The sequence below is a fragment of the Lutibacter sp. HS1-25 genome (assembly GCF_004121075.1).
Taxonomy (GTDB): Bacteria; Bacteroidota; Bacteroidia; order Flavobacteriales; family Flavobacteriaceae; genus Lutibacter.
This window is the reverse complement of the sequence record NZ_RHLN01000017.1, coordinates 38,021-62,297: the sequence shown is the minus strand read 5'-3', so window position 1 is coordinate 62,297 and position 24,277 is coordinate 38,021. Positions and strand designations below refer to the sequence as shown.

The 24,277-nt window shown below is 29.3% G+C and carries 21 protein-coding genes and 1 other RNA gene; 11 read left to right on the top strand and 11 right to left on the bottom strand.

The window, feature by feature from the left end:
* Positions 1 to 11: 11 nt before the first annotated feature.
* Positions 12 to 443, bottom strand: coding sequence for a hypothetical protein (locus tag EC396_RS08100; protein WP_129366207.1), 432 nt, complete (start codon positions 441 to 443; stop codon positions 12 to 14).
* A 184-nt stretch (positions 444 to 627) separates the two neighbouring features.
* Between EC396_RS08100 and eco the strand changes: the two genes are divergently transcribed.
* The 3 genes from eco to EC396_RS08085 all read left to right on the top strand — a co-directional run bounded on the left by eco (position 628) and on the right by EC396_RS08085 (position 3,036).
* Positions 628 to 1,128: a serine protease inhibitor ecotin gene (gene eco / locus EC396_RS08095; RefSeq protein ID WP_129366206.1), complete on the top strand. Its 501-nt coding sequence runs from the start codon at positions 628 to 630 to the stop codon at positions 1,126 to 1,128.
* 223 nt (positions 1,129 to 1,351) lie between these two features.
* A complete protein-coding gene (locus EC396_RS08090; protein ID WP_129366205.1) occupies positions 1,352 to 1,792 on the top strand; it encodes a cold-shock protein in 441 nt (146 codons plus the stop codon).
* Between the two features lie 128 nt (positions 1,793 to 1,920).
* Positions 1,921 to 3,036, top strand: a complete 1,116-nt coding sequence (locus EC396_RS08085; protein ID WP_129366204.1) for a DEAD/DEAH box helicase — start codon at positions 1,921 to 1,923, stop codon at positions 3,034 to 3,036.
* Here EC396_RS08085 and EC396_RS08080 read toward each other — a convergent pair whose 3' ends face one another.
* Together EC396_RS08080 and EC396_RS08075 are read right to left on the bottom strand one after the other, a co-directional pair.
* Complete coding sequence (locus tag EC396_RS08080) at positions 3,037 to 3,786, bottom strand: DUF1295 domain-containing protein (RefSeq protein WP_129366203.1); 750 nt, start codon at positions 3,784 to 3,786, stop codon at positions 3,037 to 3,039.
* On the bottom strand, positions 3,787 to 4,764 hold the full coding sequence (locus EC396_RS08075; RefSeq protein WP_129366202.1) for an NAD-dependent epimerase/dehydratase family protein: 978 nt from the start codon (positions 4,762 to 4,764) through the stop codon (positions 3,787 to 3,789). It lies immediately after the preceding gene.
* Positions 4,765 to 5,070: 306 nt separating this feature from the next.
* Here EC396_RS08075 and EC396_RS08070 point away from each other — a divergent pair, with 306 nt between their 5' ends.
* A complete protein-coding gene (locus EC396_RS08070; protein ID WP_129366201.1) occupies positions 5,071 to 6,807 on the top strand; it encodes an ABC transporter ATP-binding protein in 1,737 nt (578 codons plus the stop codon).
* A gap of 99 nt (positions 6,808 to 6,906) precedes the next feature.
* Here the strand turns inward: EC396_RS08070 and EC396_RS08065 are convergent, their stop codons facing one another.
* From EC396_RS08065 to EC396_RS08050, 5 genes are all read right to left on the bottom strand, one after another.
* Positions 6,907 to 7,377 carry a hypothetical protein gene (locus EC396_RS08065; protein ID WP_129366200.1) on the bottom strand — a complete coding sequence of 157 codons (471 nt, stop codon included), beginning with the start codon at positions 7,375 to 7,377 and terminating at the stop codon, positions 6,907 to 6,909.
* 5 nt (positions 7,378 to 7,382) lie between these two features.
* Positions 7,383 to 8,783, bottom strand: coding sequence for an exonuclease domain-containing protein (locus EC396_RS08060; RefSeq protein ID WP_129366199.1), 1,401 nt, complete (start codon positions 8,781 to 8,783; stop codon positions 7,383 to 7,385).
* A complete protein-coding gene (locus EC396_RS08055; RefSeq protein ID WP_129366198.1) occupies positions 8,783 to 9,556 on the bottom strand; it encodes a helix-turn-helix domain-containing protein in 774 nt (257 codons plus the stop codon). The genes EC396_RS08060 and EC396_RS08055 overlap by 1 nt, the downstream gene beginning before the upstream one ends.
* 168 nt (positions 9,557 to 9,724) lie before the next feature.
* On the bottom strand, positions 9,725 to 9,880 hold the full coding sequence (locus EC396_RS17850) for a hypothetical protein (protein WP_164975227.1): 156 nt from the start codon (positions 9,878 to 9,880) through the stop codon (positions 9,725 to 9,727).
* Between the two features lie 142 nt (positions 9,881 to 10,022).
* On the bottom strand, positions 10,023 to 10,526 hold the full coding sequence (locus EC396_RS08050) for a nuclear transport factor 2 family protein (protein WP_129366197.1): 504 nt from the start codon (positions 10,524 to 10,526) through the stop codon (positions 10,023 to 10,025).
* A 225-nt stretch (positions 10,527 to 10,751) separates the two neighbouring features.
* Between EC396_RS08050 and EC396_RS08045 the strand changes: the two genes are divergently transcribed.
* Positions 10,752 to 12,179: a M20/M25/M40 family metallo-hydrolase gene (locus EC396_RS08045; protein WP_129366196.1), complete on the top strand. Its 1,428-nt coding sequence runs from the start codon at positions 10,752 to 10,754 to the stop codon at positions 12,177 to 12,179.
* Positions 12,180 to 12,186: 7 nt separating this feature from the next.
* Here the strand turns inward: EC396_RS08045 and EC396_RS08040 are convergent, their stop codons facing one another.
* Complete coding sequence (locus tag EC396_RS08040) at positions 12,187 to 14,634, bottom strand: carboxypeptidase-like regulatory domain-containing protein (protein WP_370276443.1); 2,448 nt, start codon at positions 14,632 to 14,634, stop codon at positions 12,187 to 12,189.
* A 9-nt stretch (positions 14,635 to 14,643) separates the two neighbouring features.
* On the bottom strand, positions 14,644 to 16,314 hold the full coding sequence (locus EC396_RS08035; protein WP_240665662.1) for a M23 family metallopeptidase: 1,671 nt from the start codon (positions 16,312 to 16,314) through the stop codon (positions 14,644 to 14,646).
* A gap of 209 nt (positions 16,315 to 16,523) precedes the next feature.
* On the opposite strand from EC396_RS08035, the gene EC396_RS08030 reads away from it, so the two are divergent.
* The 4 genes from EC396_RS08030 (at position 16,524) to rny (ending at position 18,897) form a co-directional block, all read left to right on the top strand.
* Positions 16,524 to 16,814: a hypothetical protein gene (locus EC396_RS08030; RefSeq protein ID WP_129366193.1), complete on the top strand. Its 291-nt coding sequence runs from the start codon at positions 16,524 to 16,526 to the stop codon at positions 16,812 to 16,814.
* A 10-nt stretch (positions 16,815 to 16,824) separates the two neighbouring features.
* Positions 16,825 to 17,121, top strand: a complete 297-nt coding sequence (locus EC396_RS08025; RefSeq protein WP_129366192.1) for a cell division protein ZapA — start codon at positions 16,825 to 16,827, stop codon at positions 17,119 to 17,121.
* 51 nt (positions 17,122 to 17,172) lie between these two features.
* A non-coding RNA gene (gene ssrS, locus EC396_RS08020) (6S RNA) lies at positions 17,173 to 17,278 on the top strand.
* Between the two features lie 62 nt (positions 17,279 to 17,340).
* On the top strand, positions 17,341 to 18,897 hold the full coding sequence (gene rny, locus EC396_RS08015; protein WP_370276442.1) for a ribonuclease Y: 1,557 nt from the start codon (positions 17,341 to 17,343) through the stop codon (positions 18,895 to 18,897).
* Between the two features lie 197 nt (positions 18,898 to 19,094).
* Here the strand turns inward: rny and EC396_RS08010 are convergent, their stop codons facing one another.
* Complete coding sequence (locus EC396_RS08010) at positions 19,095 to 20,720, bottom strand: ABC-F family ATP-binding cassette domain-containing protein (protein ID WP_129366190.1); 1,626 nt, start codon at positions 20,718 to 20,720, stop codon at positions 19,095 to 19,097.
* A 168-nt stretch (positions 20,721 to 20,888) separates the two neighbouring features.
* Between EC396_RS08010 and EC396_RS08005 the strand changes: the two genes are divergently transcribed.
* Positions 20,889 to 22,283 carry a hypothetical protein gene (locus tag EC396_RS08005; protein WP_129366189.1) on the top strand — a complete coding sequence of 465 codons (1,395 nt, stop codon included), beginning with the start codon at positions 20,889 to 20,891 and terminating at the stop codon, positions 22,281 to 22,283.
* A 92-nt stretch (positions 22,284 to 22,375) separates the two neighbouring features.
* Complete coding sequence (locus EC396_RS08000) at positions 22,376 to 24,235, top strand: DEAD/DEAH box helicase (protein WP_129366188.1); 1,860 nt, start codon at positions 22,376 to 22,378, stop codon at positions 24,233 to 24,235.
* Positions 24,236 to 24,277 lie beyond the last annotated feature (42 nt).

Sequence of the window (24,277 nt, the reverse complement as noted above, 5' to 3'; positions counted from 1 at the left end):
ACCAAAGGAGTTTAAAATAAAAATTCTTTTTTGAGAGCATCTTTAGAAAATTTTACCAACAAAGCAGCAATAAAAATAACAACAAATGACCAAATCATTTGTGAATATTCGACAGGCATAAATTTTTGTATTAAAAAATTATAAATTGCTTGCACTATTACTGCAATTAATGAAATAATATAAAGTAAAATCGATATTTTTTTTCGAAATAACAAAGCAAGGCTACCAAAAAAACCACCAAAAACTGCTATTGCAAAGGCTGCTGTAGCCCAAGGAGCAACATTGTTGTGATAAAGCTGTTCTGGTACAGATAATGTTGCAATAATTTCGTCTGACATATAAGCTTGACTTAAATATGCAAAAACACCAGCAATATTCCAAAGCAAAGCAAGTACACTAATAATCCAAAATGATATAATTGGTTTTTTTGTTGCTATTGTCATAATTTAAAATATTAAAACGGATTTAAATAATAATTTAAAGTTTACAAATTAGCTAAATATTTGGATTTTAGCAAGTTTGATTTTAACTAATTATTAAATTAACGAGTTTGGTTGTAAAGATTTTAAAATTTGATAAATATTAATAATGGCATATTTTTTGAAACATCATTGAAAATATATAAAGATGATAAAAAAAACGATATTTTTAGTATTGGTTATAAGTCTGTTTGTTTCAGAAAAATCAAAAATAAGTGCTCAGCAAAATCCAATGGAACAATCTATTGATTTAACAATGTTTCCAAAAGCAAATGAAGGTTATAAACTTGTTTATATAGCATTAGAACCAAAAGACAATGAAAGTGATTTTCAAATTGAGGTGTATGCCGGTAAAAATGCCATAGTAGATTGCAACAAACATAGTTTAATGGGACAATTTACAGAAGAAAATCTTTCAGGATGGGGATATAATTATTATCAATTTGTAAGTAATGGTAAATTAAGAAGTACTTTAATGGCTTGTCCAGATTCTGATACGAGTGAGAAATTTGTGATATCAATTTCAAAAATGATACCTTATAATAGTAAATTACCAATTGTTATTTATGTTCCAGATACAGTAGAAGTGAAGTATAAAATTTGGGAAAGACAAGCATTAGAAATGAATGCTTCAAAAATTTTAGATTAATTATTTGGGATATGAATGATTAAAATTAAAAAGTAAATTATATATTTGCATAACTTTTAGTACCTTTAAGGTGCTGTAAGAGAGTGATTTCAACTTAGCTTTAAAATGATGTTTTTTTTTATCCTATAAATAAATTCAAAGCTTCATCTTAAATTTCATAGAAATACAACCTTAACTGTTTAGGAAATAACAGTATAACTTTTAAAATTAACTTTAATAATTAATGGCTGGATCACAAGAAACCTTTGGTAAAAAAGAAAGAGAAAAAAAACGTCTAAAGAAGAAAAAAGATAAACTACTTAGAAAAGAAGAGCGTAAAGCTGGAGGTCAAGAAAATGAGTTTATTTATGTTGATGAATTTGGACAGTTAACTGATACACCACCGGATCCAACTAAAAAAATTAAAGTTGATGCTTCAAGTATTGAAATTGGAATTCCTAAAAAGGAAGATAGAATAGAAGAAGAAGAAGTTGCAAAACAAGGTAAAGTTTCATTTTTTGATACTTCAAAAGGTTTTGGATTTATTATAGACAGTGTTTCTCAAGAAAAACACTTTGTTCATGTAAGTGGTTTGATTGATCAAGTAGCTGAGAATGACAAAGTTACTTTTGAACTTGAAAGAGGATTAAAAGGAATGAACGCTGTAAGAGTTAAAAAGATTTAATTTTTAAATAAATAAAATTTACAAAAGCTACTTTAAAAGTGGCTTTTTTTATGCGTTTTTAAATTTTAAAAGTTGTAGTTAAATAGCTTTTAAATAAACGTACATTTGCATTTCTATAAATATAAAGTATGTCAACATTTTCAGCATTAGGTATTCAAAAAGAATATATCTTAGGATTAAAAGAATTGGGTATAAAAAAACCTACCGAAATTCAAGAAAAAGCAATTCCTGTTTTACTAAATTCAAAAACAGATTTTATTGGTTTAGCACAAACTGGTACTGGTAAAACGGCTGCTTTTGGATTACCTTTATTGCATGCTGTAGATCCGTCATTTGACAGTGTACAAGGTTTGATATTGGCTCCAACCAGAGAATTGGCGCAACAAATTAAAAAGCAATTGTTCAAATTTACCAAATATCTTGATCAAAAAATATTTATTGAAGGTGTTTATGGTGGTGAAAAAATTGAAAAACAAATAGTTGCATTAAAGCGTACTACACATATTATTGTAGCAACTCCAGGAAGGTTAATAGATTTAATTGAGCGTGGAGATGTAGATTTAAAACACATAAAAACAATTGTTTTAGATGAAGCTGATGAAATGTTGAGTATGGGTTTTAAACAAGATTTAAACAGAATTTTAAAATTTACAAGTGGCTCTAGTAATACTTGGCTTTTTTCGGCAACAATGCCCGAAGAAATTAAAAAGATTGTAAAGGCTTATATGGATGTTAATGCGCCAAGAATTGCAGTTAATAAAAATGCTTTGGTAAATGAAAACATTACACATCAGTTTATAAGAACAGAAGTTAAGGATAAAGTCAATGTTTTGATTAATTTATTGGAACGTAGAGGAGATGATAGAGGGATTATATTTTGTAGAACTAAGGCTGGTACGCAGACTTTAACAGAGCAATTGAAAGCAGAAGGTTTTTCAGTTGAAGCTTTAGAGGGTGATATGCAACAAAAAGACCGTGAAAAAGTAATGCGTGCTTTTAAAAATGGTAGTTTACAAGTTTTAATTTCTACAGATGTTTCAGCACGTGGAATTGACGTAAATAATTTAGCTTTTATTATTCATCATCAATTACCTGAACAATTAGAATATTACACACATAGAAGTGGAAGAACTGCCAGAGCAGGAAAAACAGGTTACTCTATTGCTTTAATTGTTCCAAATGAAATTCAAAAAATTCATGAAATTCAAAAGGAATTGGATATTAAATTTATTGAAATTAAATAATTACCATATTTTTGGAAATATTGCCTTTCTGTTTTTAGGATAGTCTTTAAAATTTGCTAAATACCATTTGTGGTGTTTTATAGCTCTTGGAAATAGGTTAGCTGCTGTCCAAATTAAAAAAGTGGTTGCAGGAAAATTCCAAGCTATTAAGGCAAAACCAAACCATTGTATAAATTCTCCAAATAAATTTGGACAAGAAATATAGTTAAACAAAAATCCTTTCGGAATTTTATAGTCAATTTCTCCTGGTTTTCTTAAATGAATTAAGATATTGTCGCTTATTTGATTGATTGTAAATCCAATTACAAATAGTGTAATTCCTAAAATAAAATTCCAGTCACTAAAGTTTGTTTTTGTATAGGTTTCAAAATTTGCTAAATAATAGCCATTTAATCCAGCATTAAAAAAATTAAAAAATATAGCTGAAAACACAATTGCTAAAGGCATTTTTTTACCTTTTGTTCTTATTCTAAACGGAAAAATAAAAGTTCTGTTTAAATAATGAAACAGCCAAAGCATACTTAAAAAAGCGGCGTAATTACTTTGATTTGATGAGATGTAAAAATAAAGTATAATTAAAAACGAAGGCAGTTCCATTAAAATCCAGCCAACTCTATTCGAAATTTCTAAACCCCAACCTTTGGCTGTATGTCTGCCATAAGGAGCAGTAACAAATTGTAATAAAACATAGGTTGCAACTGCAATTACAGACCAAATTATACAAATTAAATTTAAAGTTTCTAAAGTCATTTATGTGTTTTTTATTTGAAACCAAAGCTTTAAATCTTCAATAGATTCAGTTATTGGTCTGCAATTATGATTTAATTCCTTTGTTGCTTTTGAAAAATCCATTCTTTTTGGCGCATATTTTAAAGTAACCAAGCTCTCTTTGGTAATAGGCCATTTTAAATCAAATAATTTCTGATAGGCATTTATCAAAGGCATCATAAACAACAATAAATTTAAAGGAATCTCAAGGGGTATTTTTGTTGGGTTTGATGCTAAAGCAATTTCTTTAACGGTTAAATATTGTCCGCCAACTAAATAAATGGCTCCTTTTTTGCCATTTTCTAAACTATTTATAATGGTTTGTGAAACATCTCTAACATCTACCAAATTATAGCCACCAGTTGTTATTACAGGTATTTTGTTTAGCGATAAATTTAAAATAGTTTGTCCTAATAAAGATAGTTTGTTATCAGGCGGACCAACAATTGAAGTAGGTCTAATAATACAGGCATTTAAATTGTTGTTTTCAATAGCTTTTAAAACCACTTGTTCAGCCAATGCTTTTGTATATGAATATGTGAAATCTTTTGAAGTTTTATAAGGTCTATTCTCGTTAAAAATTTCAGTGTCTTTGCACTCTTTTACCGCATTGGAAGAGCTAATGTGAATCAGTTTTATAGTTGGTAAATTTAAACAAGATTTTATAATAGTTTCTGTACCAGTAACATTTACGTGGTAAATTTCATCTGTGTTTTTTGAACCTATTGAAATCATTCCAGCGCTGTGTATTACTGCGTTGCAATCTTTAAGTAAAAAATCAATAGCAGTATTGTCGCAAATATCACCCTTTACCCAAGTTAAGTTTTTATGTTTTTTTGTAGGTTGGGTATTTGTAAATAAAGCTTTTACTAAATAATTTTGTGAAATAAGTAATTCAATAAGACAAGTGCCTAAATGACCGCTTCCGCCAGTAATTGCAATTCGTTGGTTATTTGTCATTTAATTAATTATTGATTTTTTTTTGAAATTCTAATTTAGTTTATTTTTTAATATTCAAATCATTTTTTGTACTAAATAACATAGCAATATTGCCTTTGTCTATTTTTAAAACGCATAAATTACATTTGGTAAAATATTTTTAGTATAATATTTTGAAGTTTTTTTGCGAATTCATTAAAAAAATAAAATCTATGAATATTATTTAGTTGAACAGCCTTTTACTATTCATTTTTTGTTGAAATTAGCATTCTAATTAAACCAATATTTAATTGTAATTATTGGTTATTTTTTCGACTAACACCTATTATGAGTAAAAATAAAGTTTCATTTGCGTGGGCCTTCAAAGAGTTTATATGGCCAAGAAAAAAGATTGTTCTTATTGGGATTGTTTTAATTGTTATAAAAAGTTTGGCTGGATTTGTAATTCCATATCAAACAAAAACATTGATTGATGATGTAGTACCTAATAGCAATCTAGATGGTTTGTATAAATTGTTAATTATAGTGGTTTTAGCATTGCTAATTCAGGCAATTACTTCTTTTTTATTAACACGTTTGTTAAGTGTTGAAGCGCAGCATTTAATTTCATTATTAAGAGCAAAAGTGCAAAGAAAACTTTTAAAACTACCAATAAACTTTTTTGATAATAACAAATCGGGTGCATTGGTCTCGAGAGTAATGACCGATGTTGAAGGTGTTCGAAATTTGGTTGGAACAGGGTTGGTGCAATTAATAGGAGGTACAATTACAGCTATTTTATCATTAATTTGGTTGATTAAAATCAATGCTACAATGACTATTGTGGTATTGGTTCCTGTGTTGATTTTTGCTTTTGTAATGCTAAAAGCATTTGGAGTTATTAGACCAATTTTTAAAGCACGAGGAAAAATTAATGCCGAAGTTACAGGTAGATTAACCGAAACATTAAATGGTGTACGTGTAATTAAAGGTTTTAATGCTGAAGAACAGGAAAATAAAACTTTTGAAAAAGGTGTTGAAACACTGTTTTTAAACGTTAAAAAAAGTTTAACGGCAACAGCTTTAATTACAAGTTCATCAACTTTTTTAATTGGTTTGGCATCGGCTGGTATTATGGGAATTGGTGGTTATTATATGATGAATGATACGATGACTTTGGGTGATTTTATTCAATTTACGTTGTTGTTAGGTTTTATGGTTGCTCCAATTGTACAAATGAGTAATATTGGAAGTCAGTTAACCGAAGCAATGGCTGGTTTAGATCGTACTCAAGAATTGATGAATATGACTGAAGAAGACAATCCTGAAATTAGAACTATTCAATTAGATAAAATAAAAGGCGATGTAGTTTTTGACAATGTATCTTTTAGTTATGATGAAGGAAAAGAAGTATTACATAACATATCTTTTGAAGCATCAAAGGGAAGTGTAACTGCTTTGGTTGGTTCTTCAGGTTCTGGAAAATCTACCATTGCAGGTTTGGCTGCAACATTTTTAAATCCTTCAGAAGGAAAAATATCTCTTGATGGTATTGATTTGTCTAAAGTAAACTTGAGTAGTTTTAGACAACATTTGGGGGTGGTTTTACAAGACGATTTTTTATATGAAGGTACAATTCGTGAAAACATATTATTTCCTAGGCCTAATGCAACAGAATCTCAATTGTTGGAAGCTGTTAAAGGAGCTTATGTTGATGAATTCACAGATCGATTTGAGGAAGGTTTGGATACGGTTATTGGTGAAAGAGGCGTAAAATTATCTGGTGGTCAACGTCAGCGAATTTCAATTGCCAGAGCGTTATTGGCAGATCCTAATATTATTATTTTAGATGAAGCTACCTCAAACTTAGATACGCAAAGTGAATTGTACATTCAAAAAAGTTTGGGAATGTTAATGAAAGACAGAACTACCTTTGTAATTGCACACCGTTTAAGTACTATTCAGCAGGCAGATCAAATTTTAGTGGTTGAAGATGGTAATATTGTTGAACGGGGTAAACACGAAGAATTGATTGCTAAAAAAGGTAGGTATTACGAATTGTACACTTATCAAAGTAGAATATAGTATTTTTGAATTTCGAATTTTGAATTTCGAATTACAAATTTGGGTTTGGTTTCTTGTGATATGACCAGAAACGACCATTGAATACTGTGAACTTAAAACTTACAACTCATTCAACGCTAAATTATAATCGTACTGTAAATCTTCGTGAAGTAGTACTATTTTTTTACGAATGGAAGCAATTTCACGTAAATAAATATTTTTTAAAACGCTGTTGTTGTTTATAGATGGTCTAAGTGATTTTAATTTTTTACAAAAATAGAGTAGAAGTTCAATTTCTGTTTCTTTCTTTTTTGAATAACGGATATACTTTTTAATGTTCCTTAAAATTTTACGAACACTCTTTTTTATAAAGTAATAGGTTTTTGTATTGATTTCTTCAAATTGTTCGTCTATTTCTAATTTTACAGTTTCAATATAACCTTCTTCATAATCAGATTCAAATAAAACATAAGTAAGTAATTCTTTATTTTCTTTTTTAAATTTTGCCAATTGAAGGCATAGTTCAATCATTTCACTTTGCGAACAATTGTTTAATGCTGTTTTTAGCTGCTTTACTGTAACTGCTTTCATATTAATTAATAAGAAAATAGGTTAAAAGTTTGTGGCTCTAAATCTTCAATAGAAATATGTTTTACAGTTTTACTGTTTTTTTTAAGGTACGAATTTAAGATTCGTTTAACATCATTATTGTCTTTTTGTTCATCTATAACTTTAAGATAATCAGTTGCTGAAGTCAGTGTTTTTTTATTGTTTTCATAACCAAAACCTTTATATATTCCATTGATAATTAAAATATAAGCATTTTCATTAGATGTTCTTCCAGCTTCTTTAATCACAAAATTTTCAGTTTCAAATTGAAAAGATTGAATGGCTTCAATTACTCGTTCGTTATAATTTTCAACAGTTTCTTTATCGCTGCAAACACCCCTACATTCTTTTATTTGATAATGAAAACAGTTATCTAATTTGGATTGTAAATGACAATATTTTGGACATAAATTATATTCTTCACATAGTTTTTCTAAAAAAGAACGCACTTCAGTTGTGTTGTGAAATTTCATAAGCGGATTTGGAATTAACTTTAATTTGTTAAATGCCAAATGAATAATGCCATTTCTGTCTTCATAACTAAACAATCCAACACTTTCTTGAGCTCTGCGTTGTGCGCGGTTAAATTTTGGAAATATTTTTTTAATTTCAGCAGATTCTAATAAAAGTGCCACCAATTCGCTGCCAGTTTCAGTAAAAGTTACTTGGGCAGTTTCTAAGCACATGGTAACTTCTTTTTTAGATTTGTCGTAAAAATGACTTAAAACTCGTTGCTTTATATTGTTTGCTTTGCCAACGTAAATAATTTCGTTTTTTTCATTTTTGAAATAATAAACACCTGTTTTTTCAGAAAGTTCATCAACTGTTTTTTTTGACAATAACGGTGGAAGTGTTGCTTGGCGTGAACGTGGGTTTAAAAACGAGTTAAAAACTTCTTCATTTTTATCTAATTTTATTAGTTTTTCAAATAAAATAGTTGTTGCTTCAGCATCTCCTTTTGCACGATGTCTATCGTTTATTACAATATTTTGTGTTGCGCAAAGAGATCCTAAACTATAAGAACTTAAACCAGGAATTAATTTTCGAGACAATCGAACCGTACATAATTTTTTTCGTTTAAACTCAAATCCTAAATCTTTAAATTCTTGTTGAATAATATTGTAATCAAAATTTACATTATGCGCTACAAAAATAGTATCTGCTGTAATTTCTTCAATTTTTTTAGCAATTTCGTAAAACTTTGGAGCACTGCCAACCATAGCATTGGTAATACCGGTTAAATTTGTTATAAATGGCGGAATCACACACTCTGGATTTACCAAAGTAGTATATTCATCAATTACCTTTTTACCATCAAAAATAAAGATGGAAATTTCAGTAATTTTAGAACTATGTCCCGATGTTTCTATATCTACAATTGCATACATTAATGAATGGTTTTTTGTAATTCTTTTAATTCTACACCTAATTGTGTTAGCATTCCAGCGATACTGCTAATTTTTAATTCGTGCTCGTCATACTCTTGCGTGTTGATACTGCAAGTAAATTCCCACAATTCCATGACTTCTTCTATAGGTACATAATAAGGATCGTATTTTTTATTGTCAGATGCTAAAAGTAACATATTATGCTCTTCAATTTTATCGTAAACACGTTTGTAAACAAGTCCGTCATTTAGCGTTAAAACAATATAGGTTCTACCGCTTTTTAAATTTCTAATATCATCAACAAAACGAGCAACAATATAAGAACCACTTTTTACAGGAAGCATAGAATCTCCTTTAATTGGAAACGCTCTGTGTGTACCAGTTGGTAAAAAAGGCAATTTAATTTTGCTTAAATGTTCTATATATTCTGGATCTGCATAACCACGTAAATAGCCAGCGGAAGCTTCAGTAGGAACCAAATCTATAAATTCTTCATCTTCAGAATTTACAGTAATTGGAAATAAAACGCGCTTGTTACCAATTTCAATAAACGAAGCATCTGTTGCTGAAGACAAATCATTTTTTATAAAAGCATCAATTGGTATGTTGAAATAATTAGATAAAGCGACCAAAAAATCAATGGGAGGTATTGCTCTATCTTCTTCATAGGAGCTTATTCTAGAGCGAGATACGTTTAAAATACTCGAAAACTGTTCTTGAGTTAAACCTTTTAATGTTCGTAAATGTTTGATGTTTTTTGCTAAGTAATTCATAAAGCTTATTATGTGAGCGTATATTGCTAATTATATAAGCTAAGATATGTTAAATTTTAAAACTACCAAATTTTTTGAAAAAAGTTTGTATTTAAAGGTATAAAGATACAAAGGTATAAAGTGGCGTATTTTGGGTAATTAAAGGTTAAAAGTCTTGAAAGTCTATACCTAAACCTCTTTTTCTTCCTGACTTTTTCTAATAATTGCTTTTAAACGCTCGGCATTTGCTAATTTTTTTTCTTTTAATTTATTTTGTTTTTGTTTCATTAGCTTAGAATGTTTTGCTTTGTTTACGGTGTTTTTTGGACGTCCTGTTTTTGCCATTTTTAAATTTATTTTATTTTTTTACATAAAAAAACTGTCCATAAAGTATAACAATTTTTAACCTAAACCTAAAGTAACTTTAGAATTTTAGTTATTGATACTTTTTAGACAGATTTTTTTGGAAGAAAAAAAACGTTGAAATTTATTCAATACTTACTATTTCGGGTTGTTCAAGGTCAGATTCATCTAAAGCTTCTATTAATTTGCTGGTATCCCAAAAACCATATTCCTCTACAACTTTACCATTTTCATAATTAATAGATAAATGTACAGGAACTTTTATTTCGGTTTCAGTATTTGCCATAATTCCGTGCCAAACACCCCAAAAATTCACCCATTTTTTTCCATCATCATCAACAATCATTTCAAAAAAGATAGGTTCATCAACGTATTCGTAAAAATTTAAATAAGAAATAATCAATTGATGTCCTTTTAAAGCTTGGGTACTAGTTAATGCAACATCCCAATTGTTATGGTATATTTTTGAGCTATCTGTATATTGCTCTTTCCAAACTTCCCAATCGCCATTTTCGTAGGCTTCTAAATGTTTTTTGGCAATGTCAATTTCTGGTGAAGATGTTGTGTAACGTTTTTGGCAAGAAAATAACATTGAAAAGGCAAATAGTAATATTAAATAATTTTTCATAATTACTAGATTTAAAGTTGATTAGTCAAACTAATTTACGATTTAATTTTGAATAATATTTATTCAATTTGTAAAAAAATGAATTAGAAATTATAATTCTAATCAATTGTTTTAATAATTGTTTACTTTAGAGGCTGTGATTTTTACCATAAATTATTTAATCATTATTTTAAAAGCTTGATTATTTTATTTCAAATTTTAAAATCGTTTTAATGTAGTGCATTTATGAAATTTAATAAATATTTATTGTTGTTATTTTGTTTGATATTAGGTACTTACTATGTAGGCAGTCAAAATATACGAAATGAAAGTTCAGTAGTTTACAAAGGTGAATCTGTAAGTATAGAAAATGCATTGAGTATGTATATAAAATACAATTCAATTTCAGGAAATGAAAAAGCTGCTGGATTATTTTTAAAAGAAATTTGTACTGAAAATGGTTTGTTTGTACAGCAAATGGGAGACGAAAATGGTAATTATAATTTTATTGCTTCATTGTATCCACTTTCAAGTCAAAAACCAAATATTATTTTTTTAAATCATATTGATGTTGTTCCTGTTGGTGATTTTGCAGATTGGACATACGCTCCTTTTTCAGGTGAAATAGTTAACAATGAAATTTGGGGTAGAGGCGCATTTGATAATAAAGGAAATGCTATTATGCAGTTATTTTCTGTACTTCAAATTAAAAAAAAGTATAACAATATTCAACTACCATATAATATAAGTATGCTGTCTGTTTCAAGTGAAGAAACCCAAACTAATGGTGGTATAAAATATGTTATTGCAAATTATTTTAACAATTTAAATGCAGCTGTGGTTATTGGTGAAGGCCCCCCAGGAATTGTAGGTCTTATAGATAGCTCTTCAAAAACACCAGTATTTTCTGTTTCAGTAGCTCATAAAAGAGCTTTGTGGTTAGAATTAGAATTGATTACAGAAACTTCAGGTCATGGTTCTATCACTCCTTTACAATATGCAAACAAAGAAATGAATACGGCATTGTACAAATTGTTGAAAAAGAAACAGAAAGCAATTTATACCGATTTAAATATTTGTGTTTTAAAACAACTAGGAGAGTTGCAAGGTGGTTTTAAAGGTTGGATATTAAAGCATCCAAAATTATTTAAATTTATTGTTATACCACAATTAAGAAAACAACCTGAGTTATTTTCGTTATTTTCCAATACAATTACTTTAACTAGTATTGATAGTCATGGTGAAGCTATAAATGTGATTCCAAATAAAGTTATTGCTCATTTAGACTGTAGATTGTTACCGTTGGAATCTGCTGAAGATTTTATGGCAGATTTAATCAAAAAAATGGATGATACTGCTGTAAAAATAAAAATACTAAAAGCGATGCCTCAAGTTGAAAATTCGAGCACTAAAAACAAGTATTTTAAAAATATTATTAAGGCACTGGAGTTGCAATATGAAGTTGATGATGTAATTACTATGTTTTCTCCAAATTTTAACGATTTGGGTATATTTAGATCTAAAGGAATACCGGGTTATGGATTTACACCTGTATTTTTTAATAAATCATATTTAGAATTTATTCATAATACAAATGAGCGAATTCCAGTTTCAATTTTAGAAAAAGGAAAAGATACTTATGTTTATTTTATTGATGAAATGTTGAAGGAATAATACAATATTAAAACTTCATATCTAATTTCAGATTAAAAACACGTGAGGTCATATAATTTGGAATTGCATAATATTCTTTTGAATACACATCTCTTACCCAGGTATTTGTAATAGAATTTTGAATATCAAATAAGTTGAAAATTTCTACTCCAAAAGCTAATTCTTTAAAGCCTTTTAGCCATGTTTTTTGAGATACATTTTTAGCATCGGTAAAAACATAAGTAATACCAATGTCTGCTCTTTTGTAATCGTTTAATCTGTTTTGATAATTATAAGGATTTGTATTTGCAGGAGAACCACCAGGAACACCGGTATTATAAACCAAGTTTAAATACATTTTAACACTTGGAATATTTGGGATATAATCTTGAAAAAGCATCGCAAATTTAAATCGCTGATCTGTAGGACGAGCAATATATCCTAAATTGTCATAATTTTCTTCGGTCTTTAAAAATCCAATACTTATCCAACTATCAGTACCAGGAACAAACTCACCATTTAACCTAAAATCTAAACCAGCTGCATATGCAACGGCATTGTTATTGGCTAAATAGGTAATTTTAACATTGTCTACAGTATAAATATTAACATCGGTTAAGTGTTTATAGTATGCTTCAGAAATTAACTTAAAAGGTCTGTTCCATAAATCAAAACTAAATTCGTTTCCAATTACTGCTTGTAATGATTTTTGAGCTTTTACAGTTGGTATTATTTCTCCTTTCGGATTTCTAAGTTCATCATAAAATGGAGGTTGGTTGTACATGCCTCCTGAAATTCTAAAAAGCATATCATTATCCCAATCTGGTTTAATTGCAAATTGTCCTCTAAGACTATATGTAGCCTGATTTACATTTTTATTGTTAACATCACTAACGGTCCAATAATGTGCTCTTCCCCCTAAATTATACCAGATTTTATGAGAATTTATAAATGAATTTTTACTGTATTGGGCAAACAAAACAAATCTATTGATAGATATATTGTTTTTTGCATTGATATAATTAAAAGGAACTATTGCTCCATCATAAGGTTGGTAAGGCTCATTGTTAGAAATATTACCTAAAGGTCTAACATTATAACCAATAGAATCTAATACTTCATATTCTTTTAACTGATCTCTAAAATTTTCATGTTTATATTTGATGCCAAAATCTACTTGATGCTTATTTTTTTTATAAGTTCCTTTAAAATCAACAGCACCTATTAAGGCATCTAAATTGTTTCGAGCGTGATCTAACTGTGTTCCAAATTGAGGAGAAGAATTATCATTTCCTATGTCTTTTGAATTAAAATCAGAATCAAATTCACTTAAATTATAGTTGGCCAAAATATCGTAACGCTCTTGTTCAATAGTATGAAAAGAAGAAAGTGTAAGACCAAGGTGTAGATTTTCGTTTACAGTATAAGTACCGTTTACAGCACCAAATAAGGTTTCAAAAGAGTCTTTTTCTTGTCCGTCATAAAAAACGATTAATTCTTTTGGATCAGTTAAAGTTCCAAAATTTGTTTTTCTAGAAATAGGCGTGTAGTTATAGTTATTTAAAGAATAAACTCCTAAAAAGTCGATTTTGAATTTTGAATTTAAAAAGTACGAAAGAAACAATTGAACATCGGTAAAATTAGGTTTTGTATTGGTTTCAATATCTTTGCTATTAATAAACATGCTATTGTTTTGATATCTGGCACCTAATAATGCGCTTAATTTATTGTTAAATAAAGTACCTTCTACATTGGCTTTTGCACCCATTAAACTAGCATTAACACCTGCAGCAAACTCTTTAGGAGTTCTGTAGGTAATGTCTAAAACCGAAGAAAGTTTATCGCCATATTTTGCCTGAAAACCTCCAGCTGAAAAATTGATATTTTGCACCAAATTTTCATTCACAAAACTCAAACCTTCTTGCTGACCTGAATTGATTAAAAAAGGACGGTAAACTTCAATTCCGTTTACATATACCAAGTTTTCATCAAAATTACCACCACGTACATTATATTGTGTACTTAATTCGTTGTTGTTGTTTACACCAGGTAAAGCCAATAATACAGTTTCTACACCACCTTTAGCGCTTGTAATTTTAACGGCATCTGCAGGGTCTATTTTTAAAATACCTTGTGCTTCTTTTGTTTCGTTTTTTACAATTACTTCTTCCATTTCTTCAACTTTCACTGTTAAGGTTGGTGAATAGTTTAAAGTTTTGTTTTTTGGAATGTTGAATTTTTTTTCAAATGTTTTATAAGTTACATGTGAGTATGTTATGATAATATCAATACCTGCCGGAATGGTTAAAATATATTCTCCTTTTTGGTTTGTTTCTGCACCGTATTGAGCACAAGTAATTGCAACACCTTCAATAGGTGTTTTAAACTCATTATTAACAACACCTTTAACTGTAGCAGTTTGTGCGTAAATAAATGTGCTGGTTATTAAAAAAAGGATAAAGGCGAATTTTCTCAAAATATGTAATTATTTTTTTCTATAAAAAGTAGTGTTTAAAGTAGATGTGTTACCAACATTGTCTGTTACAGTTACTTTAAGTTCGTGTTTTGCTTCATTAAAAGTTTTGTCGTTAAAATCATAGGTTAGCAAACCTGTTTTAACACTGTATTCCATTAAAATCCACTCACCATCAATTTCACCTCTGTAAGAATCTATTCCTGATCCTTGGTCAGAAATTTTTACTTGCAGTGTTTTAGAATTGGTTAGCCACTGATTGTTGTTGAAATTATGCGGTATAACTCTAGGCGCAATCAAATCATTTTTTAAAGTGAATTTACCTAAACTTTTTGTTGAAGTGTAAAATGAATTTTCTTTTTTTACTGTCGATTCGTAGCTAGAACCTCCTTTACTATTAATTGAAGCAATATATAAGGTCTTTTTTTCAGAATCAGTATAATTGCTAACATCAAAAGTAAGTGTATATCTGCCGTTTAATGGAATGGTTGGGTTGTGTACCTTTACTACATTTTTATTAACTTCAAAATCTAAATAAAAATCGTTGTAAAACGTGTTTTTTGGAAAAGCAACCGTAATTCCATCTTTATTAAATTGGTGAAATTCTGTTGAAATAATTTTATAAGCTGTAGAGTCAACAGGTGAAGTTATTACTGAATTCATTTTTTTTCCAAGAACAGGAATGGTTATTTTTTTTGAATTACCTTTAAAGTCAGCTGCAATAATATCAACATTGTAATCTTTTCCATTTTCAATATTAATAAAACCATTGTTAACAGATACGGCGAACATATTTAATTTATTTGCCGGTTCTGTATAACATTTTTGTATGGTTTGTCTGGTTTTCACATAGCGTTCATAATCAATTAACAAATTGATATATTTTCCTTCAACAAAAGCTGTTTTTTCAGCAATAAATTCATGAACAATATTTCCGTTTACCAAAATTTTTAAACTATAGACTCCATTTTTATTATACGCACCGTTTAGTTGGTCAAAAGAGTTAATTCCAAAACCAATAGTGCCATAAGCTGTAATTTTATTGGCTAATAAATCGCCATTAGCCAAAGTTTTGTAGGGAATTTGAGTTGGAATGCTCGAATTGTTGATATATGAGTTTTCAGATAAAGAATAGCCCATCAAACTATTGATACTTGGTTTTATGGTATCGTCAATTTCAATACCAAAAAGCATTGGATTTATAGTTTCCTCTGTTCTACTATCTCTAATTTCAAAATGTAAATGAGGTCCTGCATATCCGCCAGTACTTCCGCTTAAAGCAATTATTTCACCTTTTGAAATTGGCAATTCATTGGCAGAAGGGAAAAGTTCAATCTCAAAACTTTCTTTTTTGTATTGTTGCTTTTTTAAATAGGTTTCAATGTTATTGTTAAATTTTTGAAGATGGGCGTAAACAGTAGTAAAACCATTTGGATGGGTTACGTAAATTACTTTTCCGTAGCCCCAATGCGATATTTTTATGCGAGAAACATAGCCACTTGCCGATGCTAAAACATTTAAACCATCTTTTTGCTGCGTTTTTATGTCTAACCCAGCATGAAAATGGTTAGGACGTAATTCGCCAAAAGTACCAGATAAAATTAAAGGAATTTCTAAAGGATTTCCAAAATAATCAGTAGGAAATGAGTTGTTTACGAACAATGTACCTTGTGAAAAGGTCAAAAAAATATTAAAAAATAGTAAAAGGAATAATCGGTTCTTCACAAAAAATGTTTTTCGCTAAAGTAGTAAATATTATTTTTTAAAATCGCTCAAACTCAAAGCTTTTATAAGCATAAATTGAAGTTTTTTGTAAAATGAAAGAAAACAGTTGTAATATTCCTTTCGGAATACTAACTTTGTAAATAATAGTTTATATTTTTTAGTTATTTATGAGTACCATTACAGAAGCTGTTAATTTAGTTGAAAATAAACTCAAAATACTATTAGAAAATTACAATTTTTTAAAGGAAGAAAATGATTTGTTGTATAGCAAATTAACCGCTTTGGAAAATACAATGATTAAAAAATCGCAATTATTTGATGAACTTGAGAAAAAATATCAAGCATTAAAAATTGCTAAAACTATTGAAGGCAGTAAGGAAGATACAAGAGAAACAAAACTCAAAATAAATGCTTTAATTCGTGAAATTGATGCGTGTATTAATCAATTAAGCGAATAAGTTCTTTAAAATGGCAGATTCTTTAAAAATAAAGGTTACTATTGCAGGAAGATCATACCCTATCAAAGTGAATAGTGTAAATGAAGAGGAAGGGATGAGAAAGGCAGCAAATCAAATCAATGATTTGGTATCAAAATTTGAAAAGAATTATGCAGTTAGTGATAAACAAGATGTTTTAGCCATGTGTGCTTTACAATTTGCATCGCTAATTGAAATAAATGCAATTAATAAAGAACAAGAAAACGATAAAGCAACAAAAAATTTGAATAAATTAAGTGATCTAATAGATGAACACTTAAATAAATAAGTTCTTTTAAATTAATTAATAATACTGCCTACATTAGTAATTGTTTGTTAAACTCAACAAGATATCTTTATAAAGGAAGAGTCTTAATTGTTAAAGCAAGCCGTCTTGAACGGATCCTTGATCAATTAGTTATTCCTAAAAATGTTATAAGGAGTTTACAAAACCTCTCTGATGTAGGCTTTTTTTTTATATATATAGACGTAAATTATGGTAGAATATATGATGCCAATACTAGTTGGTATTGCAATAGGCCTGGCAATAGGATATGTTATTGCAAAAGTTGTTGAAAAAAACAAAGCAACTAAAATTATTAGAAACACTAGAAAAGAAGCTTCAACAATATTGAAAGAGGCTAAAATTGAAGCTGATGGTCTTAAACAAGATAAGATTTTACAAGCAAAAGAAAAATTTATCGAACTAAAATCTGAACACGAAAAAGTTGTTATTGCTCGTGAAAAAAAGATTGCTGAAGCTGAAAAACGCATTAGAGATAAAGAGTCTCAAGTTTCTCAAGAATTAGATAAAAACAAAAAATTGAATGATCAGATCGAGTCAAAAATGGATGATTATTCAAAGCGAACTGATTATTTAGAAAGAAAAACCGAAGAGGTTGAAAAATTGCATAAAAAGCAAGTAGAAAATCTTGAAGTTATATCAGGGTTATCTGCCGAAGAAGCTAAAAAACAATTGGTAGAATCTTTAAAAGAGCAAGCTAAATCTGATGCAATGGTATTTATACAAGATACTATTGAAGAATCTAAATTAACAGCACAACAAGAAGCTCGAAAAGTTATTTTAAATACCATTCAACGTGTTGGTGTAGAGCAAACTGTTGAAAACTGTGTATCTGTATTCAATATTGAATCTGATGATGTTAAGGGTAGAATTATTGGTAGAGAAGGAAGAAATATTCGTGCTTTAGAATCTGCTACTGGTGTTGAGATTATTGTAGATGACACGCCTGAAGCAATTATTTTATCTTGTTTTGATCCTGTTCGTAGAGAAATTGCTCGTTTGGCCTTACATAAATTAGTTACAGACGGACGTATACATCCTGCTCGTATAGAAGAGGTTGTTAAAAAAACTGAAAAACAACTGCAACAAGAAATTATTGAAGTTGGTAAGCGTACTGTGATAGATTTAGGAATTCATGGTTTGCATCCAGAATTGATAAAAACTATTGGTAGAATGAAATACCGTTCTTCTTACGGTCAAAATTTATTACAACATTCACGCGAAGTAGCTAACCTTTGTGGTATTATGGCTGCAGAATTAGGCTTAAATGCAAAATTAGCTAAAAGAGCAGGTTTACTTCATGATATTGGTAAAGTACCAGAAACAGAAAGTGATTTACCACACGCATTGTTAGGTATGGAGTGGGCTGAAAAATACAATGAAAATCCAGAAATTTGTAACGCTATTGGAGCACATCACGATGAGATTGAGATGAAAACTATGATTGCGCCAATTGTACAGGTTTGTGATGCTATATCAGGTGCTAGGCCAGGTGCTCGTCGTCAAGTTTTAGATTCGTACATTCAACGTTTAAAAGATTTAGAAGATATTGCTTTTGGTTTTTCAGGAGTTCAAAAAGCATATGCTATACAAGCAGGTAGAGAATTGCGTGTAATTGTTGAAAGTGAAAAAGTAAGTGATGCAAAAGCATCTGAATTATCATTTAGTATTTCTCAAAAAATTCAAAATGATATGACTTACCCAGGTCAGGTTAGAATTACTGTAATTAGAGAAACAAGGGCTGTTAATATTGCAAAATAGACGTCTGTTTAAAATCATAAATGTTTTATAAAATCTCGTTTCGGCGAGATTTTTTTTGTTTATAATTTAAGTAATTTTTTTATTGAAGGTTTTTAAAAAACAGTAAAAATTAAAGGAGCTTACCAAAGTAATTAATACTTTAATAAGCTCCTTTTTTAATTAGAAATGCTATTTCTAGCATTATTTAGATACTATATTTAAGAGTACATTTTTTCTCTTAACTCTTTTATTTTTGGATCATCTAAATATTCATCAAAAGTACTATATCTGTCTATTACACCATTTGGTGTAATTTCAATTACGCGGTTTGCTACAGTTTGTGCAAATTCGTGGTCATGAGTTGTAAATATAACGGTACCTTTAAAGTTGCTTAATGAGTTGTTAAATGCTTGAATAGACTCTAAGTCTAAATGGTTTGTAGGTTCGTCTAACATTAAAACGTTTGCTCTCATCATCATCATTCTACTCATCATACATCTTACTTTTTCACCTCCAGAAAGTACATTGCATTTTTTTAGCGCTTCTTCACCGCTAAAAATCATTTTTCCTAAAAAGCCTCTTAAATAAACTTCTTCTCGTTCTTCTTCGGTTTTTGCATATTGGCGTAACCAATCTACAAGATTTAAAGATTCATTTTTAAAAAATTCAGCATTATCTAAGGGTAAATAAGATTGTGTGGTAGTAACTCCCCATTGAAATTTACCACTATCTGCTTGAGCATTTCCGTTTAAAATTTCATATAAAGCAGTAACAGCTCTTGAGTTTTTTGAAATCAAAGCAACTTTATCGCCTTTAGCCAAATTAAAATGTAAATCATTAAATAATACTTCTCCTTCAACAGCTTTTGATAAATGTTCAACATTTAAAATTTGATCTCCAGCTTCACGATCTCTATCAAAAATAATAGCTGGGTATCTTCTGCTCGAAGGTTTTATATCATCAACATTTAACTTTTCAATCATTTTTTTACGACTAGTTGCTTGTTTAGATTTGGCAACGTTAGCAGAAAAACGACGAATAAATTCTTCTAATTCTTTCTTTTTATCTTCTGCTTTTTTGTTTTGTTGTGCACGTTGACGAGCAGCTAACTGACTAGATTCGTACCAAAAAGTATAATTTCCTGAAAAGTGGTTAATTTTACCAAAATCAATATCTGAAATATGTGTACAAACAGCATCTAAAAAGTGACGGTCATGCGAAACAACAATTACTGTATTGTCGTAGTTTGCTAAAAAGTTTTCTAACCAACCAATAGTTTCAAAATCCAAATCGTTGGTAGGCTCATCCATAATTAATACATCAGGATTTCCAAATAAAGCCTGAGCCAATAAAACACGTACTTTTGCTTTACCATCTAATTCACTCATTAAAGTGTAATGGTTATCTTCTTTAATTCCTAATGATGATAGCAAAGTTGCAGCATTACTTTCAGCATTCCAACCGCCCATTTCTTCAAATTCTGCACCTAATTCTCCTGCTTTTACACCATCTTCCTCCGAAAAATCCTCTTTTGCATAAATGGCATCCATTTCATTTTTAATGGCATACAACTTTTTGTTTCCCATCATAACAGTATCCAATACTGCATATTCGTCAAACGCATAGTGGTCTTGAGATAATACAGACATACGTTTTCCAGATTCAAGATGAACGTGACCCGATGTAGGATCCATTTTTCCTGAAATTATTTTTAAAAAAGTTGATTTTCCTGAACCATTGGCACCTATAATACCGTAACAGTTACCAGCTGTAAATTTGGTATTTACATCATCAAACAAAATACGTTTGCCGAATTGAACAGATAAATTTGATACTGAAAGCATATTTGATTTTAGTTTTAAAATTTTTGCAAAAATAGTGAAATCAATTCACTAAAGAACTGTTAAATTCAAGTTAATTTCTTTAATATCCTGCAACCCTAATTTATATTTAACATCTTAATGAAAAGACAGTGATGTACAACAATGTACTTTTACTATAACCCATTTTTAATGAGATATTTAATTGTTTTAATATTGGCTTTTTTTGTTTTTAGTTGTAATCAGAATTCAGTATCAGATTCATCTGTTTATTTTGGTGGACAAATTGTAAATCCGAGAACTAATTTTGTATTGTTTTTAAAAGATGAACAAATATTAGACACCTTAATTTTAGATAAAAGCAATCGTTTTTTGACTAAATATGAAAACTTAGACGAAGGTTTGTACACTTTTAAACACGGATTAGAATTTCAATATATTTATTTAGAACCAGCTGATAGTCTATTGGTGAGGTTAAATTCTTGGGATTTTGATGAATCTATTGTATATAGTGGCGTAGGAAGTGCTAAAAATGAGTTTTTGTTGAATTTATTTTTGCAAAATGAAGAAGAAGAAAAGGAAATATTTTCTTATTTTAAATTAGATGAGAACCAATTTCAACATAAAATAGATTCTTTAAAAAATGTTAAGGAAACGATTTATGAGAATTTTAAAATTAATGAGATTGAAATTTCAGAAGGATTTCAACATTTAACAAATGTTGCTATCAATTATCCCTTATATCGTTTAAAAGAAATTTATCCTTATTATTATAAAAAAGCTTATCGCTTAGCGTCTTTTCCAGTACTTTCTGAGCAATTTTATGATTATAGAAAAAGTATTGATTTAAATAACGATCATTTGTTGTTTTTTTATCCGTACCAAAATTATGTGGTGAATTTTTTATACAATCAAAGTTATGTTGAAAAGGAAAAGGATTCTACAAAAAATGATATTACAACAAATGTTTTAAATGCGATTGTTAAAAATGTTTCTTCGGAAGAAATTAAAAATACCTTATTAAAAAGAATTGTAGTAAACGATTTTTTAAAAAGTAAAACTACTTGCGCAATTGATACTACTAAAATTGAAATTTTTTTGAAAAACTGTTCAAATCAAGAATATATAGATCAGGTTCAAAATCTTGTTAGTGATAGTAAATATGTTGAAAACAACAAGCTATTACCAGATTTTGAAGTTGTTTCTTATAATAATGATAGTGTTAAAAATATTAACAACATCATAAAAAATAAAAAAACAGTAATTTACTTTTGGTCTACAGAATATATGTCTTCTGAATATTTGGTAAGTCGTGTTCAGTTTTTGCAAAAAAAATACCCAAAAGTACATTTTATTGGTGTACAAATGCAACCTGCATATATTGATATTAAGACAGATTATAAGTTGAAAAAGTTGGATTCAAGCCAACAATTTAAGCTTTTAGCAACAAGTTATGCCAATAATTTTTTAACAAGTCGCTATCCAAGATTAATTATTACCAATAGTAATGGCTTGGTAATGAATGGTTTTACTTATTTAGATGCTAAAAATTTAGAAAAAGAGTTAAATAAATTACAAATAAATTAATATTGTAGTTTTAGCATTGATATTAAACGTACCTTTGCACGTTTTTTAACCGGTTTATAGATGGGCGTCTGTAAATCAATAATTTATAGATAATGTCAACATTTAAAGACCTAGGGCTTAATGAAAATATCATTAAAGCTCTTACAGATTTGGGGTATGAAAACCCTACCGAAATTCAATTAAAATCAATTCCACAAGTAATTGCTTCAAAACAAGATTTAAAAGCATTTGCGCAAACAGGAACAGGAAAAACAGCAGCATTTAGTTTGCCTATTTTAGAGCAAATTGATGCAAATAGTAGTGATACACAGGCTGTTATTTTATCTCCAACACGTGAGTTGGCTTTGCAAATTGCAACTAATATCAACGATTTTTCTAAATACCTTAAAGGTGTAAAATGTGAGGCCGTATACGGAGGAGCAAGCATTGAAGAGCAAATTAGAAAATTAAAAAAAGGGGTACAAATTGTTGTTGGTACACCAGGAAGAACAGTTGATTTAATTAACAGAAAACAATTAAAACTTGAAAAAATTCAATGGTTGGTTTTAGATGAAGCCGATGAAATGTTGAATATGGGTTTTAAAGATGAGCTAGATAAAATTTTAGAAGTTACGCCAGAAGATAAGCAAACATTGTTGTTTTCAGCAACTTTTCCTCAAGAAGTAGAAAGCATTGCGCGTAATTATATGAACAAACCTGTTGAAATTTCTTCAGGACAAAAAAATAAAGGTTCAGATCAGGTTTCTCACCAGTATTATGTTGTTTCAGAAAGAAACAGATATGCAGCTTTAAAAAGAATTGCCGATGTAAATCCAGATATTTATAGTATTATTTTTTGTAGAACTCGTAGAGAAACACAAGAAGTAGCCGATAAATTGATAAAAGACGGTTACAATGCAGATGCGCTTCACGGAGATTTATCTCAAGCTCAACGTGATAGTGTAATGGAAAAATTCCGTAATAAAACTTTACAATTATTAGTTGCAACAGATGTTGCTGCTCGTGGATTAGATGTAAATGATTTAACACACGTAATTAACCATAAATTACCAGACCAAATAGAATCTTATACTCATAGAAGTGGTAGAACTGGTCGTGCTGGTAAAGAAGGTATTTCTATTGCAATTGTTACAGGAAGAGAAAAAGGTAAACTTCGTCCAATTGAAAGAATTATTGGTAAACAATTTGTAAGTACACAAGTACCAACAGGTAAAGAAATTTGCCAAAACCAATTGTTGAAATTGATTGATAAAGTTCATGATATTAAAGTTAATGATACTGAAATCAATGACTTTTTACCATCAATTTATGAAAAACTAGAAGGCTTAGATAGAGAAGAATTGATTAAAAGATTTGTTTCTATTGAATTTAACACTTTCCTTTCATACTACGAAAATGCACCAGATTTAAACGATAGTGAACAAATGAGAGGCTCAGATAGAGGTTCTGATACGAGAGGAAAACGTCGTGATGATGAAAATATGACTCGTTTCTTTATCAATATTGGTAGAAAAGATAAATTAAATCCTGCTCGTTTAATTGGTTTAATTAACGATCAACGTATTGCAAAAAATATTGAAATTGGTCAAATTGAAATTTTAGACACTTTTTCATTTTTTGAATTAGATAAAAATTATCAAGATGAAACTATCTCAGCTTTTCAAAAAGGGGATGTTGATTTTGAAGGTAGAAATGTAAATGTTGAAGTTACTGAAAAGAAACGTTCAGGACGCGGAGGCGGAGGATCATCAAGAAGAGATGGTGGTGGAAGCGGAAGACGTGAAAATAGCGATAGCGAAGGAGGAAGACGTTCTAGAAGCGGAGGAGGAAAACCTAGAAGCAAAGATCGTAAAACTGCTGGAGGTGGAGACTCAGCCAGTGGATTTGGAAGAAAAAGAAGCGACAGCAAATCTTTTGGAAATACAAAACCTTCTCAAAGAAGAAAAGGATAATACTAAAAAGCCTCTCCATTTGGAGAGGCTTTTTAGTAAATA

Coding starts and splice junctions, on each gene's coding strand:
- EC396_RS08000 (WP_129366188.1), top strand. CDS start 22,376: ATGTCAACATTTAAAGACCTAGGGCTTAATGAAAATATCATTAAAGCT.
- EC396_RS08010 (WP_129366190.1), bottom strand. CDS start 20,720: ATGCTTTCAGTATCAAATTTATCTGTTCAATTCGGCAAACGTATTTTG.
- EC396_RS08025 (WP_129366192.1), top strand. CDS start 16,825: ATGGCAGATTCTTTAAAAATAAAGGTTACTATTGCAGGAAGATCATAC.
- EC396_RS08075 (WP_129366202.1), bottom strand. CDS start 4,764: ATGACAAATAACCAACGAATTGCAATTACTGGCGGAAGCGGTCATTTA.
- EC396_RS08100 (WP_129366207.1), bottom strand. CDS start 443: ATGACAATAGCAACAAAAAAACCAATTATATCATTTTGGATTATTAGT.
- eco (WP_129366206.1), top strand. CDS start 628: ATGATAAAAAAAACGATATTTTTAGTATTGGTTATAAGTCTGTTTGTT.
- EC396_RS08070 (WP_129366201.1), top strand. CDS start 5,071: ATGAGTAAAAATAAAGTTTCATTTGCGTGGGCCTTCAAAGAGTTTATA.
- EC396_RS08090 (WP_129366205.1), top strand. CDS start 1,352: ATGGCTGGATCACAAGAAACCTTTGGTAAAAAAGAAAGAGAAAAAAAA.
- EC396_RS08050 (WP_129366197.1), bottom strand. CDS start 10,526: ATGAAAAATTATTTAATATTACTATTTGCCTTTTCAATGTTATTTTCT.
- EC396_RS08045 (WP_129366196.1), top strand. CDS start 10,752: ATGAAATTTAATAAATATTTATTGTTGTTATTTTGTTTGATATTAGGT.
- EC396_RS08055 (WP_129366198.1), bottom strand. CDS start 9,556: ATGAATTACTTAGCAAAAAACATCAAACATTTACGAACATTAAAAGGT.
- EC396_RS08080 (WP_129366203.1), bottom strand. CDS start 3,786: ATGACTTTAGAAACTTTAAATTTAATTTGTATAATTTGGTCTGTAATT.
- EC396_RS08005 (WP_129366189.1), top strand. CDS start 20,889: ATGAGATATTTAATTGTTTTAATATTGGCTTTTTTTGTTTTTAGTTGT.
- EC396_RS08030 (WP_129366193.1), top strand. CDS start 16,524: ATGAGTACCATTACAGAAGCTGTTAATTTAGTTGAAAATAAACTCAAA.
- EC396_RS08060 (WP_129366199.1), bottom strand. CDS start 8,783: ATGTATGCAATTGTAGATATAGAAACATCGGGACATAGTTCTAAAATT.
- EC396_RS17850 (WP_164975227.1), bottom strand. CDS start 9,880: ATGGCAAAAACAGGACGTCCAAAAAACACCGTAAACAAAGCAAAACAT.
- rny (WP_370276442.1), top strand. CDS start 17,341: ATGATGCCAATACTAGTTGGTATTGCAATAGGCCTGGCAATAGGATAT.
- EC396_RS08065 (WP_129366200.1), bottom strand. CDS start 7,377: ATGAAAGCAGTTACAGTAAAGCAGCTAAAAACAGCATTAAACAATTGT.
- EC396_RS08085 (WP_129366204.1), top strand. CDS start 1,921: ATGTCAACATTTTCAGCATTAGGTATTCAAAAAGAATATATCTTAGGA.